Genomic DNA, 17,971 nt, shown 5'->3' with positions numbered 1-17,971 from the left:
TCAATTCACTCTCACTGGAACGGCGTAATCCAGGAGTCAAGGCCGGTTCTGGTAGTGCACGGTGAAATAATGAGCAGGCATGAAGCTGCGAATACCTTTCACCATAACGCACTTCCTGTTTTGTGCACTTGCACTTAGGTTATAATGACAATAAAAAGCGGCTGGGCCCGGGGGACTCCCCGTTTGCGGCCCGGCTGCTTTTTTGGGCTTGGAGTGGTTTGGGACGCACAGCTGTGCGGCAGACGGAAGCGTTCAGATGTTTTATGGCTGAGGTGGAAGTAACGGAGGGGAAGTTTGGAACTGTAGGAGCGTTAGCGTCCGCCTTTGTGCCCGGATTTTATCCGCTATGCGGTATAATCAATGAATCTGGGCACAACAGCGGCCGAAAGTCCAAATATTCCCCGCAGTTACGGCGTACACCGGGCCATGGGGCGGATGAAGCGAAGCATCAGCAGCAAATATGTCGTCCATACCGGCAAGCCCAAACCGGCAGCCCGGCGCAATATTCAATTATGAAAGGTGATGTGATCCAATTGATCGATCCTAATGTGAAGCAGGACCTGCGTGAAATGGGCAAGAAATTAACCAACCTTAGGGGGTCACTTTGACTTAGACCTGAAGCTGGAGATGATAGCGAACTTCGAAGAGAAGATGGCGGCTCCCGGGTTCTGGGATGATCCCGATCAGGCACAGAGCGTGATTGGCGAGATGAATGCCGTGAAGTCGGTGGTTGATCAATTTGAGAAGCTCCAGCAGGATTATGACGATGCTGCCATGATGGCGGAGCTGGCCGATGACGAAGGCGACGACGCACTGGCTGAAGAGATAGCTGGAACGATCCGCAGTATAAGTGCCCGAGTGGATGAGTTCGAGCTGCAGCTGCTGCTCAATCAGCCTTACGATAAGCTGAATGCCATTCTGGAGCTCCATCCGGGGGCAGGCGGTACCGAGTCTCAGGACTGGGGCCAAATGCTGCTGCGCATGTACACACGCTGGGCGGAGAAGCGGGGCTTCAAGGTAGATGTGCTGGATTATCTTCCGGGCGATGAAGCGGGAATCAAGAGTGTAACTTTGTTAATTAAGGGCCACAATGTATATGGGTACCTTAAGGCAGAGAAGGGCGTTCACCGGCTGGTGCGCATTTCGCCTTTTGACTCCTCAGGCAGACGGCATACCTCCTTCGTATCCTGCGATGTGGTACCGGAGATTGCTGACGACGTCGAGGTGGATATCCGTACGGAAGACCTGAAGATTGATACGTACCGGGCCAGCGGAGCGGGCGGTCAGCACATCAATACTACCGACTCAGCGGTGCGGATTACGCATATGCCAACCGGCGTGGTGGTCACCTGTCAGAATGAGCGTTCACAGATCAAGAACCGGGAGCAGGCAATGAAGATGCTGCGTTCCAAGCTCTATGAGCGCAAAATTCAGGAGCAGCAGGCACATCTGGACGAGATCCGCGGGGAACAATCCGAGATTGCCTGGGGCAGCCAGATTCGTTCCTACGTATTCCATCCTTACAGCATGGTGAAGGATCACCGCACCTCTGTAGAGACAGGCAATGTTGGAGCGGTAATGGACGGCGATCTGGACGGGTTCATTGACGGGTATCTGCGGAGCCAGATCAAGACGGAAGCTGAATAAAAGTAATCAAATTCCTACGCGTCTTCGGAGGTGTAGGAATTTTTGTCTGAACATAAAGGAGTCCGGCCAACCATGCAAAAAATCAATTCACGCAACAAACCTCCGCTCATTCCCTTGAACGGACCGCTGCGTCATACGGTGGACATTGCGCTTATTCTGATCGGCTCGCTGATCACCGGGCTGGCGTTCAACCTGTTCTTCCTCCCGAACCGGATTGCATCCGGCGGGGTGTCGGGGCTGTCGGTGCTGGCTGAGGCCTGGTTTGGGGCAGAGCCTGCTTTTACCCAGTGGGCGCTTAATATTCCGCTCTTCATTCTCGGCGTGATCTTTCTCGGCAAACAGTATGGCATCCGCTCTCTGCTGGGCAGCTTTGTGCTGCCGCTGTTTATCTTCCTGACGAAGGACGGGCCTGTGCCGACCACGAATCCGCTCCTGGCCTCTATCTATGGAGGAATTGGTGTGGGTCTCGGTCTGGGCCTCGTCTTCCGGGGGCGCGGCTCTACGGGCGGACTGACCATTGCGGCACAGATTATTCAAAAGCTAACCGGCTTCAGCTTCTCGCTGTCTGTCGTGCTGCTGGATGGTACGGTGATTACCTTGGCGGCTTTTGTGCTGGGAATGGAGCAGGCGATGTATGCACTGATCGGGCTGTTCGTCACCGGCCGGGTGATCAACGCGCTGGAGGTGGGCTTCAGCACCACGAAGGTGGCGTATATCATCTCGGATCACACAGAGGACATCTCGCAGGCGATTCTGAATGATCTGGACCGCGGGCTTACCAAGCTGAATGCGCAAGGCGGCTATACCGGTGACAATCGTACGGTGCTGATGGTCGTGGTAGGCCAGAATGAAATTACCAGGCTCAAGGCGATCGTCCGCTCGGTGGACCCGGCTGCATTTGTGATTATTACCGAGGCTCATGAGGTGCTGGGCGAAGGGTTCAAAAGAGAAGCGTAGACTCCCTTAAGGGGGCTCTGCGCTTCTTTTGATATACTGTAGCGAATAGGATAACCCTGCGTTTCTTCTTGTGCGCCAGCTGAATAAAGTTAACGCAACGTGTTGTATTTATATTAATTCGGTCGTATAATAATACATATTTGCAGGACGGTTATGCATGAGCGATAATGATAGAAATGAGAAACGGGAAGCGGGGATGACAGTGACAGACAAGCTGAGAGCGGCGATTGTCGGATCAACGGGTTATGGGGGCGTGGAGCTGATCAGGCTGCTGCAGGGACACCCTGATATAGAGATTACTTCAGTGATTTCCTCTTCGAGTGCGGGTGCGCCGATTGAGGAGGGTTTTCCGCATCTCACGGGAGTGGTGCAGCGTAAGCTGGATGGTGTAGATGCAGCAGAGATTGCAAGCAGAGCGGATGTTGTATTCACTGCTACCCCTTCCGGAGTGAGTGCGAAGCTGGTGCCCGGGCTGCTTGAAGCAGGACTCAAGGTTGTCGATCTGTCGGGGGACTTCCGGTTGAAGGATGGCGCGGAGTATGAGCAGTGGTATAAGCATCCGGCTCCTCCGGCAGCGTATCTGGAGCAGGCGGTATACGGGTTATGCGAGGTGTACGGCGAACGTGCGGCTGGAGTGGATTTCATCTCGAATCCGGGATGTTACCCGACAGCTACGCTGCTGGGGCTGATTCCGGCGCTGGAGGCAGGCTGGATCAAGCCGGACAGCATCATTATTGATGCGAAATCCGGGGTGTCCGGGGCAGGGCGGGGAACTAGCCTGATGGTGCATTTTGCCGAGATGAATGAGAACTTCAAAGCTTACAAAATCAACAAACATCAGCATATCCCGGAAATTGAACAGGTGCTTACCGATATTGCCGGGGAGAAAGTTACAGTAACCTTCACTACCCATCTGGTGCCGATGACCCGGGGGATTATGACTACGATGTATGCCGGACTGAATGGTGAACATAGTGAACAGGAACTCGTAGATTTATATCGTAAATATTATGCAGGCAGACCGTATGTGCGGGTGCGTGAGCCCGGCGTGGTTCCGGCGACGAAGGAAGTCAGCGGATCGAATTACTGCGATATCGGCTTCGCCACAGATGCGCGTACCGGACGGGTTACCATTGTGTCGGTCATCGACAATATCGTTAAGGGCGCCGCAGGGCAAGCGATTCAGAACCTCAATTTGATGATGGGATGGGAGGAAACCCGCGGGCTTGGTTACACACCAGTGTATCCATAAGCGCAAGCGGTCAAACAATATCATGAGTGAGCAACCACTATATACCGTCGTAGAAGGCGGAAGTATTACTGCACCTAAGGGCTTCACCTCCGGTGGCCTGCACTGCGGTCTCAAAAAAACTGAGCGTAATGACCTCGGCGTAATTCTCTGTGAGGTGCCTGCTACGGCGGCTGCGGTGTATACGACCAATGTGTTTCAGGCGGCTCCGCTGAAGGTTACGCGGGAGAGTCTGGCGGACGGAACGCTGCAGGCGGTGATCGTGAACAGCGGCAATGCCAATGCCTGTACAGGGGACCAGGGCGAGGCGGATGCATATGAGATGCGTGCGGCTGCTGCCCGTTATTTGGGCGTGAATGAGCTGGATGTTGCTGTCGCTTCCACGGGAGTAATCGGGGAACTGCTGAAGATGGACTGTGTGCGCAGCGGGATTGCCGGACTGCCGGAGAAGCTGGACGCGGGCGCTGCCGGTGCGGAGGAATTCAGCCAGGCGATTCTGACCACCGATCTGGTCAAAAAAGAAAGCTGCGTAAAAGTAACGGTAGGCGGTACTGAGGTTACGATTGCCGGAGCGGCGAAGGGTTCCGGGATGATTCACCCGAATATGGCGACGATGCTGGGCTTCATGACCACCGATGTGCTCATTGACGGCGAGGATCTGCTTAGTCTGCTGCGAAGCGCGACGAACACTACTTTTAATATGATTACCGTTGATGGTGACACCAGTACGAACGATATGCTGGTCACTATGGCCAGCGGTCTTGCCGGTAATGAGAAGCTGACGCGTCTGCATGCGGACTGGGAGGCTTTTGCAGCGGCGTTCACCCATGTGTGCCAGAGTCTGGCCATGGCGATTGCCCGTGACGGCGAAGGGGCCACGAAGCTGATTGAGGTGCAGGTGAACGGGGCGGTGCATGATGAGGCTGCGGCGGCAATTGCCAAGACCGTGGTCGGCTCAAGCCTGGTGAAGTCGGCGATCTTCGGCGCGGATGCCAACTGGGGGCGGATTATCGCGGCTGTAGGGCGCGCGGGCGTTCCGGTATCGCCGGAGCGGGTAGATATTAAGCTGGGTGAGATCGAGGTGCTGCGCGGATCACGTCCGGTGGCTTTTGATGAGGAGCAGGCACTGCATTATCTGCAAAAAAGCGATACCGTGCTGATCACGGTAACCTTGTCGGACGGCAGCGGTCAGGCTACAGCCTGGGGCTGTGACCTGACTTATGACTATGTGCGGATTAACGCGGCCTACCGTACGTAGTGCAGATAGTTTCACCGGATTACAACAGCGGCCGAAAGCCGACTAAGCTTTTACGTACAGGGGGCAAGGAGATGACAATAGAACCGATAGAGCCTCAGGCGCAGGCGGGGGCCGCCGGGCTGTTCGTAATGAAATGCGGAGGGAGTACGCTGGCGGCGCTGCCGGATTCATTCTTCGAGGATCTGCGGGAGCTTCAGGTCAGCGGGATTCAGCCTGTAATCGTGCATGGCGGCGGCCCGGCGATCTCCGGCAATCTGGAGAAGCTCGGTATTGAGAGCCGCTTCGTGAACGGCCTGCGGGTAACGACAGAAGAGGTGCTGGATGTGGTTGAGATGACCCTGGCCGGCAGCATCAACAAGGCGATTGTCCGCCGAATTCAGGCCAGCGGGGGGCAGGCACTCGGGTTGTCGGGCGTTGACGGCAACCTGATCATGGCGCACCCGGTGGCCAATCACGATGAAGTGGGTCTGGTGGGTGAAGTGACCGGTGTTCGAGCGGAGATTGTGACGGGTATCCTCGCGATGGGCTATATTCCGGTGATCGCACCTGTCGGTGTAGACGGCGAAGGACAGCGGTATAACATCAATGCGGATACCGCTGCCGGAGCGGTGGCTTCTTATATAGGGTCACCGAGTATGATCGTGGTTACGGATGTGCCGGGCATTATGCGGACGGTGGACGGGGAGAAGGTGGTGCTTCCGTCCGTAACGGTGGCACAGATCGAAGCACTGATTGAGAACGGCGAAATCTACGGCGGAATGATTCCCAAGGTGTGTGCCGCGATGGACTGCATCCAGGGCCAGGTGTCCGAGGTTATTATTGTAGACGGCAAAGAGCCGCGTGTACTCAGCCGGGTGCTGAAGGGCGAAGCGCTGGGCACGCGGATTGTAAGAGCATAGATAGGCTGGAAGAATAATAAGACGCGCTGACGGGGAGCCGGCAGCAGCATGGTGGGAGAGTGACTAAGAATGAGTGAGCTTACGCAAACGGACAAGAATTCTTTGACAGGGGCGCTGCAGGAACGTTCAGCGGGAACGGACGGGCAGGGGGCCGCTCCTGCCAAGCTGAGTGCGGTATTCCCGTCTTACGCCAGATATGACCTCAGTCTGGTCAAAGGCAAGGGCAGCTGGGTATGGGATGAGCAGGGTAACAAGTATCTGGACTTCATGTGCGGACTTGCGGTAACGAGTCTGGGCCATGCGCCGGAGAAGGTCGGTGCGAAGCTCAAGGAGCAGATTGATACGCTGTGGCATGTCTCGAACCTGTTCCACATTCCAGGCCAGGACCGGGTAGCTGCGCTGCTGACAGAGAATAGCTGTGCGGATCAGGTTTTCTTCTGCAACAGCGGAGCGGAAGCGAATGAAGCGGCCATCAAGCTGGCGCGCCGGTATCACCAGAAAGTGAAGGGGACGGACCGCTATGAAGTGATTACCTTCGAGCAATCGTTCCATGGCCGTACACTGGCTACTCTGACAGCCACTGGGCAGGCAAAGGTCAAGGAAGGCTTCCTGCCGCTTCCGGCGGGCTTCAAGACAGTGCCACTGCACGATCTGGAGGCGCTGAAAGCCGCCATTACGGAGCATACGGCAGCGATTATGCTGGAGATGGTGCTTGCCGAGGGCGGTGTGCTTGAGGTACAGCAGGAGTTCTTGGATGCTGTTGTAGCACTGTGCAAGGAGCACGGATTACTGCTGATTGTGGATGAAGTGCAGACCGGCATGGGCCGTACAGGCAAGTTGTTCGCTCATCAGCATTACGGCATTGAGCCGGACATCTTCACCTTGGCCAAAGGTGTGGCGAGCGGCTTCCCGGCCGGTGTGATGCTCGGTAAAGGCTATCTGCGCGAGGCCTTCAGCCCGGGCAGCCACGCCAGTACCTTCGGCGGCACCCCGCTGGCGGCAGCGGTGATGGAAGCAACCATTGAGACCATGCTCGAAGATAAGCTGCCCGAGCGGGCGGCGGAGATGGGCGAATACTTAAGCGGACAGCTTAGAGCGAAGCTGGCGGACACTTCTTTTGTGAAGGAGATTCGCGGCAAAGGCCTGCTGATCGGCATCGAGTGCCAGGAGCCGGTAGCCGAGATCGTTCTCGCCGGACAGAAGCGCGGACTGCTGTTCGTTCAGGCTGGTCCGGATGTGATCCGGCTGCTGCCTAATCTGTATGTCAGCACCGATGAAATTGATCGGGCGGTGGACATCCTATCGGAACTAATTCATACTTATGCTAACAAAGTAAACGGGGAGGCAAATTGATGAGTCACGGTACACCAGGCGTAACAGAGACGATTGCCGCACAGCTCAAAGGCCGTGATTTGCTGGAGCTGAATGATTACAGCCCGGAGGAAATCACGTATTTGATTGACCTCGCGATTGAGCTGAAGCGCAAGCAGAAGAACGGTGAGGTCTACCAGCCGTTGCTGGGGAAGACGATCGGCCTTATATTCGAGAAATCCTCTACCCGCACACGGGTGTCGTTCGAAGTGGGGATGTATCAGCTGGGCGGACATGCACTGTTCCTAAGCAAAAATGATATTCAGCTGGGCCGCGGCGAGACGGTTGGTGATACCGCCCAGGTCATGTCGCGTTATCTGGACGGTATCATGATCCGTACGTTCGGCCATGATAAAGTGGAAGATTTGGCGCGGTATGCCTCAGTGCCTGTAATCAACGGCCTCAGCGATCTTGCGCATCCCTGCCAGGTGCTGGCAGACTACCAGACTGTATACGAGCACAAGGGCAAGCTGAAGGGACTGAAGCTGGCGTATATCGGCGACGGCAATAATATGGCTCATTCACTGCTGATCGGCGGCGCGAAGCTGGGTGTGCATGTCGCGGTTGCCGGACCGGAAGGCTACGAGCCGGATGAGGCTGTCGTGGCCGAGGCGCGTGAGATCGCCAAGGAGACAGGCTCGGTCATCACTGTGACCCGCAGCCCGCAGGAGGCGGTACAGGACGCGGACGTGATCTATACGGATGTCTGGGCAAGCATGGGCTTCGAGGCCGAGCAGCTGGCGCGTGAAGCGGCGTTCAAGGACTATCAGGTCAACGAGGAGCTGGTGAAAGGCGCGAAGAGCGATTATCTGTTCCTGCACTGCCTGCCCGCCCACCGTGAGGAAGAGGTAAGCACCCGCGTCATCGACGGCCCGAACTCCGTGATCTTCGATCAGGCGGAGAACCGCCTGCATGCGCAGAAGGCGCTTATGGCGGCTTTGATGGGCTAGATGCAGATGTAGCCTAGCAGAGCCATCAGGAGGCCAGATATGAGTTCATTCCACAAATGCGCTAATGTATGAAGTTGACGTTCGAAGCGGACTTTCAGAGATAAGTGTATTATGTGCAATTAAAAACAGTGAAAAGTAAGAGTTTTCTCTTCTAACTGTAGTCTGTACAACAAAATCTGCCCGAATGGGCGAGAATTCAGGTATAGAGGCATTTTAATTGCACGAACTACATCTAAACGCACATTCGGTGTTATATCAGCCAATTTAGTTGTACAGATTGCAATTAAGTCCACCCAGGGCACCTTAATCGGGCACAGCCAACCCTCAGCAAGAGTTGGGTTGAAGTAATTTAATTATATATACACAACACATATATAAGATAAACTTAGGTACGGAGCGTTGGATTTCCGGTGCATAGCAGCGAAGTGAAAGTTTGGAACTGTAGGAGCGTCAGCGTCCGCCTGAAAGCTTTCCGCAGGAAAGCTCGCTTCGGAAGCATCAGCAGTCTACGGATTTCAACCGCGTACAGCGGTATAAATCAAGAAATCTGTAGACAACAGCGGCCGGAAGTCCAAACATTTCATGCAGCTGCGTCCAAGCACCGGATGTCTATACGCAAAGCTTGAAGTTGATCTTATAATCACCCTCCACACCGAAAGGAAGCTAAACCCCCATGCCAAAAGAAAAAATTGTACTCGCCTATTCCGGCGGGCTGGATACCTCGGTCATTCTGAAATGGCTGAAAGAAACGTATGATGCGGAGATTATTGCTTTTACAGCCGATATCGGTCAAAAAGAAGAACTGGACGGTCTGGAGGAAAAAGCACTCGCCACCGGCGCGTCCAAAGTCTACATCGATGATCTGCGCGACGAATTCGCGAATGACTTCATCTACCCGATGTTCCAGGCGGGCGCACTCTATGAGGGACAATATCTGCTGGGCACCAGCATTGCCCGTCCGCTGATCGCCAAGCGTATGGTGGATATCGCTATCGCCGAAGGCGCTACAGCCATTGCCCATGGAGCTACAGGTAAAGGGAATGACCAGGTTCGCTTCGAGTTGAACGCTGCTGCATTGTCACCGAGCATTAAGGTAATTGCGCCTTGGCGTCTGGAAGAGTTCCGCAACCAGTTCCCGGGCCGTGCGGAGATGATCGCTTACGCCGAAGCCAACGGTATTCCGGTACAAGCCTCAGCGGCTAAGCCGTACTCGATGGACCGCAATCTGCTGCATATCAGCTATGAGAGCGGCGTGCTGGAAGATCCTTGGTTCGATCCAAGCGCACCGGAGAACAAGGAAATGTTCCTGCTCTCGAATGCGCCGGAGGATGCGCCGGACGAAGCCGAGTACCTGGAACTGGACTTCCTCAAGGGCGACTGCGTAGCGCTGAACGGTGAGGCGTTGTCCCCGCTGCAAGTCATGGAGAAGCTGAATGAGCTGGGCGGCAAGCATGGGATTGGACGCGTGGATATGGTCGAGAACCGTTTTGTCGGCATGAAGAGCCGCGGCGTGTATGAGACTCCGGGCGGAACGATTCTGTTCACCGCTCACCGCAAAATGGAATCGATCACCATGGACCGTGAAGTGATGAACCTGCGTGACAGCCTGATCACCCGTTACAGCACGCTTGTGTATAACGGCTTTTGGTTCGCACCGGAGCGGATTGCGATGCAGGCCCTGGTGAAGGAGAGCCAGAAGAATGTGACCGGTACGGTACGTGTGAAGCTCTACAAGGGCAACATCATCGGCGCCGGAGTGAAGAGTCCGGTCAGCCTGTACAACCCGGATATCGCCACTATGGAGGCAGATCCTACCCAGGCCTACGACCAGGGCGATGCGACCGGCTTCATCCGTCTGAATGCCTTGCGTCTGAAGGTATCGGCAGGCGTAGCAGAATCCAATAAATAAGTAGCAGCATATAAAAGCGGACACAAGAAGGCCGTTCCTCCCAACCGGACAGGGGCGGCCCTTCTAACGTCTATCGAGGAGGAACAACAGGTGAGCAAGCTGTGGGGCGGACGTTTTACCAAAGGAACGAACAAGCTGGTAGAGGAATATACGGCTTCTATCGAGTTCGATAAAGTGCTGGCGGAAGAGGATGTGCAGGGCAGTCTGGCCCATGTCACGATGCTGGGCAAATGCGGAATTCTGCCGCAGGAAGATGTGGAGACGATCAAGGCCGGGCTGAATAAGGTGCTGGACAAGGTACGTGCGGGGGAGATTGTATTCTCGGTTGCCGATGAAGATATCCACATGAATATTGAAAAGAACCTGATCGAAGAGATCGGCCCGGTCGGCGGCAAGCTGCACACCGGCCGCAGCCGCAACGATCAGGTGGCGACAGATATGCACCTCTACCTGCGTAACCGCGTGGTGGAGCTGGTGGCGCTGCTGCATGAGCTGCAGGGTGCGCTGATCGGGCAGGCCAAGGATAACCTGGAGACTATCGTTCCAGGATATACCCATCTGCAGCGGGCACAGCCGATTCTGTTCGCGCATCATCTGCTCGCCTACGTGTCGATGTTCCGCCGCGATGCCGAGCGCCTGACCGACAGCTACAAGCGGATTAACGTGCTGCCGCTGGGTGCCGGGGCGCTGGCGGGAACGACGTTCCCGATTGACCGCCACTTCGTGGCCGAGCAGCTTGGTTTTGACGGGGTCTATGAGAATAGTCTGGATGCGGTCAGCGACCGTGACTTCATCGTGGAGTTCCTGGCGAATGCATCGCTCGTGATGACTCACCTGTCCAGGCTTAGCGAAGAACTGGTGCTGTGGAGCAGCACCGAATTTAGCTTCGTGGAGCTGGATGATGCCTTCTGCACCGGCAGCAGCATCATGCCGCAGAAGAAGAACCCGGATGTGCCGGAGCTGGTACGCGGCAAGACAGGCCGTGTCTACGGCAACCTGATCGGACTGCTGACCGTGCTGAAGTCGCTGCCGCTGGCCTATAACAAGGACATGCAGGAAGATAAAGAAGGCATGTTCGATACAGTAGCTACCCTTACAGGGGCCTTGCAGCTGTTCGCACCGATGATCTCCACCATGAAGGTGAACAAGGCGCGGATGCGTGAAGCGGTGAACACGGACTTCTCCAACGCGACCGATATCGCTGACTTCCTGGTGGGCAAAGGCCTGCCGTTCCGTCAGGCGCATGAGGTGATCGGCAAGACCGTCCTGTATTGCATCAACGAGGGCAAGTTCCTGCTGGATCTGACGCTGGACGAATTCAAGCAGTTCTCGCCGCTGTTCGACGATCAGATCTATGCGGTGCTCCAGCCGGAGGCCGTGGTGAACGCCCGTAATGTCTACGGCGGTACCGCCACGGTTCAGGTGCAGGCCGCCATCGGGCGGGCCGAAGCGGACCTGACAGCTGCGGGTGAATGGGTGAAGCAGCATGGTGGAGCCGTCTAACCTATACGCAGATCGCCTGCACTGCCCGCTAGAGGCAGAGGATTGCTGAAGGCATTAGAGACTGTCATTTGCAGCGGAAGCTGCAGAAGGGCAGTCTTTTTTAAAATATAGAATTTATATGTTTCACGTGATAAATTATTTTTATATTTCTCGCTGAAACGGTACCATCTTTTAAAAGGACGGCGAAGCCGTTTCCACTTGCAATACAGAGACAGGGGGAAAGGTATGGATTGGGAAGCCCATATTGAATGCTGGAGCCGTACTGCGGTCAGGCTGCTGGAGGTTCAATTATTCGCTGCGCAAGCAGGAACGGTGCCTGAGCATGATGTGGCGGCTACGGGTTTTTTCCTGCTGAGCGTGCAGGGCGAGGCGACTGTAAGTCTATCGGGGACGGTCTATTCCACCAGGTCTGCGCCTCTTCTGCATGGCGGCAAGGAAACGGAGCTCGGGCTGATGCCGCTGGACAACGAGTTTGTCTGTTATTTCATTCGCTATCAAGCCGACAGTCTATTTCCAGAGGACCAGGAGAGCTTCAATATGCCGTATGCCTTCACTCCCTACACACTGCTGCCCTTGCAGGAGAAGTGCCAGGCAATGGATCGTCTGTGGCAGCATACCGCCCCGCTGGAGAAGCTGGAGGCACAGACGGTTTTTCATCAATTTGTATATGAGGTTATGCGGCAAATTCACTCCTCGGCTCAGGGGACCAGCAGACCGGGTGTAGTCACTGAAGCCATTCACTATATTCATGAGCATTACAGTGAGCCGATTACCGCAGAGGTATTGGCCGGAATGTGCAGCTGCAGTACGAGCTACTTGTTCCGCATGTTCAAGAGTCAGCTTGGGTTCGGTCCTATCGATTATCTGATCCATGTACGAATCCGCAGATCCAAGCAGCTGCTGCTGCAATCCAATGCCCGAATTCAGGAAATCGCAGGCAGTGTGGGTTATGCCGATGTCTATTATTTCAGCCGTTTGTTCAAAAAGCATACCGGCTGCTCGCCGCAGCGATTCCGGGAGAATAACAAGCATACCGTTCAGAATAATCCATTACATCTGCTGAAATCGTCTATTGTATCTGGTAAGCCTGTTTCTCATAATGATAATGAGAATTATTATCAGTTAAATGAGGAAGGGGACGCATCGATGTTCAGATTTTCAAGACCGGCCTTAGGGGCTGCGCTGCTGTTATGTTCAGCCATATTTCTAAGTGCATGTCAGACAGGTAACAACACTGGAAAGGCAGCCTCTGAGCCTATTCCCACCAGTACGGCTGCAGACAGCGAGGCCGCAGATACACGTATTTACAAGCATTTGAAGGGGGAGACCGAGATTCCCGTGAAGCCTCAGCGGGTCGTCAGTCTTTTTCATCTGGGGGAATTAATGGCGCTTGGAGTGAAGCCGGTGGGAGCAACAACCTTCATTCTGAACAATCCGCTGTTAAGCGATGTGTCGGATATTGAAGATGTAGGTTCTACGCCTGATGCGGAGAAGATCCTGTCGCTTGCGCCTGATCTGATTATTACAACAGCCCCGTTCGCGGAGGTGGTCGAAGGAGGATACGAGGCGCTGAGCCAGATTGCACCAACCCTTGTAGTGGAGCAGTATAATGATCCGGTCAAGGATGTCGAAATGTTCGGGGATATTCTGGGCAAGCAGACGGAAGCCAAGCAGTGGAACAAGGATTTTGCAGCAAAAATAAAAGAGTCCAAAGAAAAAATCGCTCCCTACATCGAACCAGATGAAACCTTCTCCATTCTAAATGTGCGTTCCGGTGCCGTCTTCATTTACGGGGATACCAATCTGGGCGGCAATATCGTGTATAAATATCTGGGCCTGAAGCCGACTGAAAAGGTGGAGAAAGAGGTCATTCACGGAGAGACCTGGGAGATCTCCAGCGAGGTCATTCCTGATTTCATCGGTGACCGGCTAATTCTCGCAGTGAATGAAGGGGCGGAGGCAGAGCTGAAGAAAGTGGATAAGCTCATTCAGAATTCACCGGCAGGGAAAGCGGGCAAAATCTACAATATTGACTTCAATCAATTCCTGTTCAGTGATCCGATTTCGGTAGAACAACAAATGGACATCATCGTTAACCTGCTGGCAGGGAGCAGTACGTAATTACGCGGATAACCATAAAAAAAGGGCGCTGGATGATTGTCCAGACCCCTTTTTTTGACAATATAATGCCTAGGGTTCATTCGATACCGCTTACAATATCACAATCTCTACTTCCCCAGCGGCAGCCACTTCAGCACATCGCGGATCTTGGTATCCCAGTATCCCCACTCATGCTCGCCCGGCCCTTCCTCGTAGGTCAGAGACAGCTTGGTCTTGGAGCAGGCCGTACGGAAGACCTGATTATCCTCATACAGGAAATCCTCGGTTCCACAGCACTGATAGAGCAGCGGCTTAGGCCCTTTGGAGCGGTTCACTTCCTCTAGCAGCCATAGCAGATCTTCCGGAGAACCAGCAATGTCTTTGTCCCCAAAAATCTGCAAATAATCCTTGGTTCTCTGCGATGGATCTTCAAAGTTCAAGAAATTGTGTGCCATATCGAGTGCCCCGGACAGACTCGCTGCTGCGGCCCAGTCCTGCGGCTTGCGCAGTCCCAGCTTCATTGCCCCATAACCGCCCATCGACAATCCCGCCACGAAGTTATCCTCGCGCTTGGCCGACAAAGGGAAGAAGGAACGGGCAAGTGCCGGTAACTCCTCACTAATGAATGTCCAGTACTTACCGCCCGCCTCCATATCCGTGTAGAAGCTGCGGTGGACCTGCGGCATAACAACAGCGATGCCCAGCTCTGCTACATAACGCTCAATCGAGGTCCGGCGCAGCCAGATCGAATCATCGTCAGACAGGCCGTGCAGCAGGTACAGGGTGGGGTGTAAGGTCCCTTTGGAGACATTACTCATTCCGATCTGCGTAGTGGTCTGCTGCGGCAGAATGACAGTCATCGAAGTACTGAGCCCCAGCACCTCCGAATAAAATTTACATTCAATCAAAGCCATTTGCGTATCCCCTTTCTGCCCACATGATAGCACAGCCCCTACCTGATATAAACTGTAGATTTCTCCAGATTTATTGTCCCCAAGCATTGCTGCTGCCGGAGGAGAAAGAATATAATGGAAGTAGGTAGAAAGATTCATATAAACATGCAAGGACACAGGACTGAAGACATGGATGTGCTCCGGGCAGCGGGTGAGAGAAGCCATTATTCTGCTGCGCGGGAACTATCTATAATGGAATCCAATAGAGTATAGGGAGCGAACACAATGTCCTGGAAAGACCCATGGAACCGCAGCCGCGAGCGGAGCAAGGAAGCGGGCTTCACCTTAATCGAGGTGCTGGCCGCCATCGTCATTTTGTCGATAGTGTCCCTGGTGCTGACCTCCTATTTCACCAACGCCATGACCTATTCCAAGTCGAATCAGAACAAGACGATCATGGTCAATCTGGCGCGTAATGCTTTGTTTTATATGGAGAAGCAGGATTTTGATAAAACCGTAGAGTTCTTCAGAGATAAGACAGATAGGCTTTCTGCAGATGTTTGCAAGATTGGGGGCTGTGGTGACGCCATCAGTGATGAAGGAGCTGCCTACCGGAAGGCGTTTAACACGGAAACCCTATCTCATGTACTGCACCCCATAGTTAACGGGATGGAGTACAGTATAGATGTTATTTATCAAAAGGAGTTAGATGACGCTTATCAAAAATATCTGCTCCCGGTCAAAGTCGTGGTTACCAGTGCTTCCGTGGGCAGCCCATCGGCACCAGTAGAGGTGGAGGGATATATCAGCAATGAAGAGATTCGCTAATGCAACTGAGCGCGAGAATGGTTTTACTCTGATTGAACTGATCGCTGCCATCAGTCTATTTGCCATTGTGGCGGGAATCATTGGCTCCGTGACTATGTTTGGTTTCCGAAGCTATCATAAAATCACAATGGAAAATAAATTACGCGATGAAGCCGATCTTGTGATGTCTTCAATTATCACAAAGCTATATACCTATGGACCTGAGGAAATTCAGAGTACGAATTCAGGAATTATGCTATTGAGATCTGATAGTGATCCGCTGCGTATACAGGTTGACGGCGATGATATTCAAATCGGGGACTCAAGGATTGGTCCGGGAAGCACATCGGCACTTCATTTGGATTCAGCATTAGCGGGATCTACCATAGCAGTAACCAAGGTTGATGAGAATAGATCCAATCTTAACGCATTATATGAATCCGGACTGGTGCGAATCCAGCTTAAGTTAAATTACAAAGGTGGAGCATCAGAGGAGGACGAGCTACATGTGGATAGCCAATTCGGCTTCTAAAGGTAAAGATAAGCTTCTTAAGCTGAAGGCTCTCTCACGGTTGGGAGGGAATAGAGCCAAGGGGCAACAGTTTCGTTCCGAGAATGGCTCCGCTCTGGTTCTGGTTATGTTCATCGTTCTGTTGCTTACGATTCTTGGCATGGGGATACTCAGTGCAACTGTCGGTGGAGCGGTGCGGACAGAGACTAGGGAGAATGATGTGCAAAGTCTTCACTTGGCGCAAAAGGGTCTGGATGAGTCCACGGCGTATATCCAAGCCAGTCTATCTCAAATAAGTGATATTAATCCGGATAAGCTAGAGGATGTGCTGAGCCGTTTAGATAAGCAAGGACTCAATGTATCCACAAAACTTGGTGTTGGCAGCAGTGGTATGATTGATTACATCAAATATAAAGACAAAAAATCCGATGACATTATGCAGCTAAGACAATATTATATTGATGTAGAGGCTTCAGCACTGGTAAATGGAGTGCAACGTACACTGCAGCAGAGAATTACGATCGACACCTACCCCGATTTTCTGAAATATGCCTTTGGTTCTGAGCAGAACGTCTATCTGAATGGAGCTCCAGTGCTGAAAGGTAATATTTACGCAGGTAAGAAGCTGGTTATCTCTAACAGGGCAGAATATAAGTATCTGGGAGATTCCGATTTAAAAAAATCAACAATGTTTCCACAGATACAGCCTAATGGAATAGATGCTGCGAATCTGGGAGAGGTATTTGTGCAGTCCCTTAAGGACATTGAATACCATGTGTTTGATCCCTCAGGAAACGGAGGAGAGGCCAAGATATTAGCTGACAGCTCCGATATGAAACAAACCGTTAAGGATATTATGGGAATTAGTTTGGACAAGATTAAAATTAAAGAGCAGAAAAAGTTTGTACAAATCAATGTAGAGGAGTCCTTTATTGATAAGCTGGTTGAAGCCACTTCGCCTTCAAATGACAATGCAGCTGAGGCATTGAGGGGACGGCTTAGCCAAAAAAGTCCAAGCGAGCTAGCTGAGTGGCTCCAGACAGGGAGTCTTATTAATGCCAAGACAGTTACTCCTCCTCCCGAGAAACCTGCACAGAATGAGGAAGAGAGTGATCAAGATTATCTGGCTAGGCTTGAACAGTATGACAATGAGCTTCTAGCGTATCACCATTTCTTCATGGACTTAAATCAATCCTACCGGGTTGGAGGTAATCTCACTATTGAGGGAAATGACTTCTACGGCCTGACTTTTAAAGAGACAGCTAAAAGGGGGGCCGTTCCCAAATGGATTGTGGTAGACGGCAACTTGAATATTATAAATAATAAATCAGGTTCTATCCCCATAAAAGCAAACATTCTAGTCACGGGTGATGTAAAGATTAAAGGCAACGTGTCCTTCGATTCTACGATGTTTGTACTGGGACGTACTACAGTAGAGGATGCTGTAATTAGCGGCTTGGGAACGGGTACTGATAAAAAGGAATTAGTGCTGATCTCCAAGGGGCCGGTGCTGGTAAACCGGATTGATGCCTTTTCCAATGCAGATCCAGATGAAATGAATGCATTCTTTTATACGGATGCTGACGCGAAGCTTTATGGGGTGGGTTCAATATTCTGGCTGAAGGGCGGATTTTTCTCAAAAGGCGATTTGACAGTAAATGCGGTGCTGGGCAATACATCTGAACCGTCTGACGCAGTACTTCCAAGCCAGTTGATCTTCTCGGAACCGCAAGTTACAGAGCCGAGAGCAAGGGAGCGTTTCCGGGTAATTTACAATCACAGGGTTTACACCGATCAGCAATCCAGTCTGCCTCGGATTCGCAAAGTGAATATAGCTGTCAGTCCTATGAGGCTGGTTAGTATACCTCCCAGATCTTCTCATACTGATACAACAGAGTAATTAAGAGAATGAGCATG

Annotated in this window: 15 protein-coding genes; 14 read left to right on the top strand and 1 reads right to left on the bottom strand. The window is 52.9% G+C overall.

The genetic code is table 11. The features are described 5' to 3' along the window. Positions 1 to 360: 360 nt before the first annotated feature. The 11 genes from MKY12_RS28990 (at position 361) to MKY12_RS28940 (ending at position 13,864) form a co-directional block, all read left to right on the top strand. Positions 361 to 516 (top strand): hypothetical protein, encoded by a 156-nt coding sequence (locus tag MKY12_RS28990; RefSeq protein WP_339311849.1) that lies wholly within the window; start codon positions 361 to 363, stop codon positions 514 to 516. Then, a protein-coding gene (gene prfB / locus MKY12_RS28985; RefSeq protein WP_155991162.1) for a peptide chain release factor 2 occupies positions 513 to 1,647 on the top strand; the annotation gives its coding sequence in 2 pieces (ribosomal slippage) (positions 513 to 605 and positions 607 to 1,647; 1,134 coding nt in all). The genes MKY12_RS28990 and prfB overlap by 4 nt, the downstream gene beginning before the upstream one ends. A 72-nt stretch (positions 1,648 to 1,719) precedes the next feature. Next, positions 1,720 to 2,604, top strand: a complete 885-nt coding sequence (locus MKY12_RS28980) for a YitT family protein (protein WP_339251791.1) — start codon at positions 1,720 to 1,722, stop codon at positions 2,602 to 2,604. Positions 2,605 to 2,806: 202 nt separating this feature from the next. Next, the gene (gene argC, locus MKY12_RS28975) at positions 2,807 to 3,856 is read left to right on the top strand and encodes an N-acetyl-gamma-glutamyl-phosphate reductase (RefSeq protein WP_339257643.1); all 1,050 of its coding nucleotides are present in this window, start codon (positions 2,807 to 2,809) and stop codon (positions 3,854 to 3,856) included. A gap of 22 nt (positions 3,857 to 3,878) precedes the next feature. Continuing rightward, positions 3,879 to 5,111: a bifunctional ornithine acetyltransferase/N-acetylglutamate synthase gene (argJ, locus tag MKY12_RS28970; protein WP_339251790.1), complete on the top strand. Its 1,233-nt coding sequence runs from the start codon at positions 3,879 to 3,881 to the stop codon at positions 5,109 to 5,111. 71 nt (positions 5,112 to 5,182) lie between these two features. Further along, positions 5,183 to 6,010 carry an acetylglutamate kinase gene (argB, locus tag MKY12_RS28965; RefSeq protein WP_339251788.1) on the top strand — a complete coding sequence of 276 codons (828 nt, stop codon included), beginning with the start codon at positions 5,183 to 5,185 and terminating at the stop codon, positions 6,008 to 6,010. Positions 6,011 to 6,079: 69 nt separating this feature from the next. Next, entirely contained in the window at positions 6,080 to 7,363 is a 1,284-nt protein-coding gene (locus MKY12_RS28960; RefSeq protein WP_339251786.1) for an aspartate aminotransferase family protein, read from the top strand. After that, positions 7,363 to 8,331, top strand: a complete 969-nt coding sequence (argF, locus tag MKY12_RS28955) for an ornithine carbamoyltransferase (RefSeq protein WP_339311848.1) — start codon at positions 7,363 to 7,365, stop codon at positions 8,329 to 8,331. The genes MKY12_RS28960 and argF overlap by 1 nt, the downstream gene beginning before the upstream one ends. Before the next feature lie 673 nt (positions 8,332 to 9,004). Next, positions 9,005 to 10,240, top strand: coding sequence for an argininosuccinate synthase (locus MKY12_RS28950; RefSeq protein ID WP_209868392.1), 1,236 nt, complete (start codon positions 9,005 to 9,007; stop codon positions 10,238 to 10,240). Between the two features lie 90 nt (positions 10,241 to 10,330). After that, entirely contained in the window at positions 10,331 to 11,743 is a 1,413-nt protein-coding gene (gene argH, locus MKY12_RS28945) for an argininosuccinate lyase (protein WP_339311846.1), read from the top strand. Between the two features lie 225 nt (positions 11,744 to 11,968). Further along, positions 11,969 to 13,864 carry an AraC family transcriptional regulator gene (locus MKY12_RS28940; protein ID WP_339311845.1) on the top strand — a complete coding sequence of 632 codons (1,896 nt, stop codon included), beginning with the start codon at positions 11,969 to 11,971 and terminating at the stop codon, positions 13,862 to 13,864. Between the two features lie 107 nt (positions 13,865 to 13,971). Here MKY12_RS28940 and MKY12_RS28935 read toward each other — a convergent pair whose 3' ends face one another. Next, positions 13,972 to 14,757 carry an alpha/beta hydrolase family protein gene (locus MKY12_RS28935; protein ID WP_339311844.1) on the bottom strand — a complete coding sequence of 262 codons (786 nt, stop codon included), beginning with the start codon at positions 14,755 to 14,757 and terminating at the stop codon, positions 13,972 to 13,974. Positions 14,758 to 15,021: 264 nt separating this feature from the next. On the opposite strand from MKY12_RS28935, the gene MKY12_RS28930 reads away from it, so the two are divergent. The 3 genes from MKY12_RS28930 to MKY12_RS28920 are packed head-to-tail and all read left to right on the top strand — an operon-like array spanning position 15,022 to position 17,954. Next, a complete protein-coding gene (locus MKY12_RS28930) occupies positions 15,022 to 15,564 on the top strand; it encodes a type II secretion system protein (protein ID WP_339311843.1) in 543 nt (180 codons plus the stop codon). After that, positions 15,548 to 16,075: a prepilin-type N-terminal cleavage/methylation domain-containing protein gene (locus MKY12_RS28925; RefSeq protein ID WP_339311842.1), complete on the top strand. Its 528-nt coding sequence runs from the start codon at positions 15,548 to 15,550 to the stop codon at positions 16,073 to 16,075. Before MKY12_RS28930 ends, MKY12_RS28925 begins: the two co-directional genes overlap by 17 nt. After that, positions 16,050 to 17,954 (top strand): hypothetical protein, encoded by a 1,905-nt coding sequence (locus MKY12_RS28920; RefSeq protein WP_339311840.1) that lies wholly within the window; start codon positions 16,050 to 16,052, stop codon positions 17,952 to 17,954. Before MKY12_RS28925 ends, MKY12_RS28920 begins: the two co-directional genes overlap by 26 nt. The last annotated feature ends 17 nt before the right edge of the window (positions 17,955 to 17,971 follow it).

The sequence above is a fragment of the Paenibacillus sp. FSL M7-0896 genome (genome assembly GCF_037975415.1).
Lineage (GTDB): Bacteria > Bacillota > Bacilli > Paenibacillales > Paenibacillaceae > Paenibacillus_AQ > Paenibacillus_AQ silagei.
The sequence above is the reverse complement of the archived record's forward strand: the minus strand, read 5'-3'. Positions and strand labels throughout refer to the sequence as shown.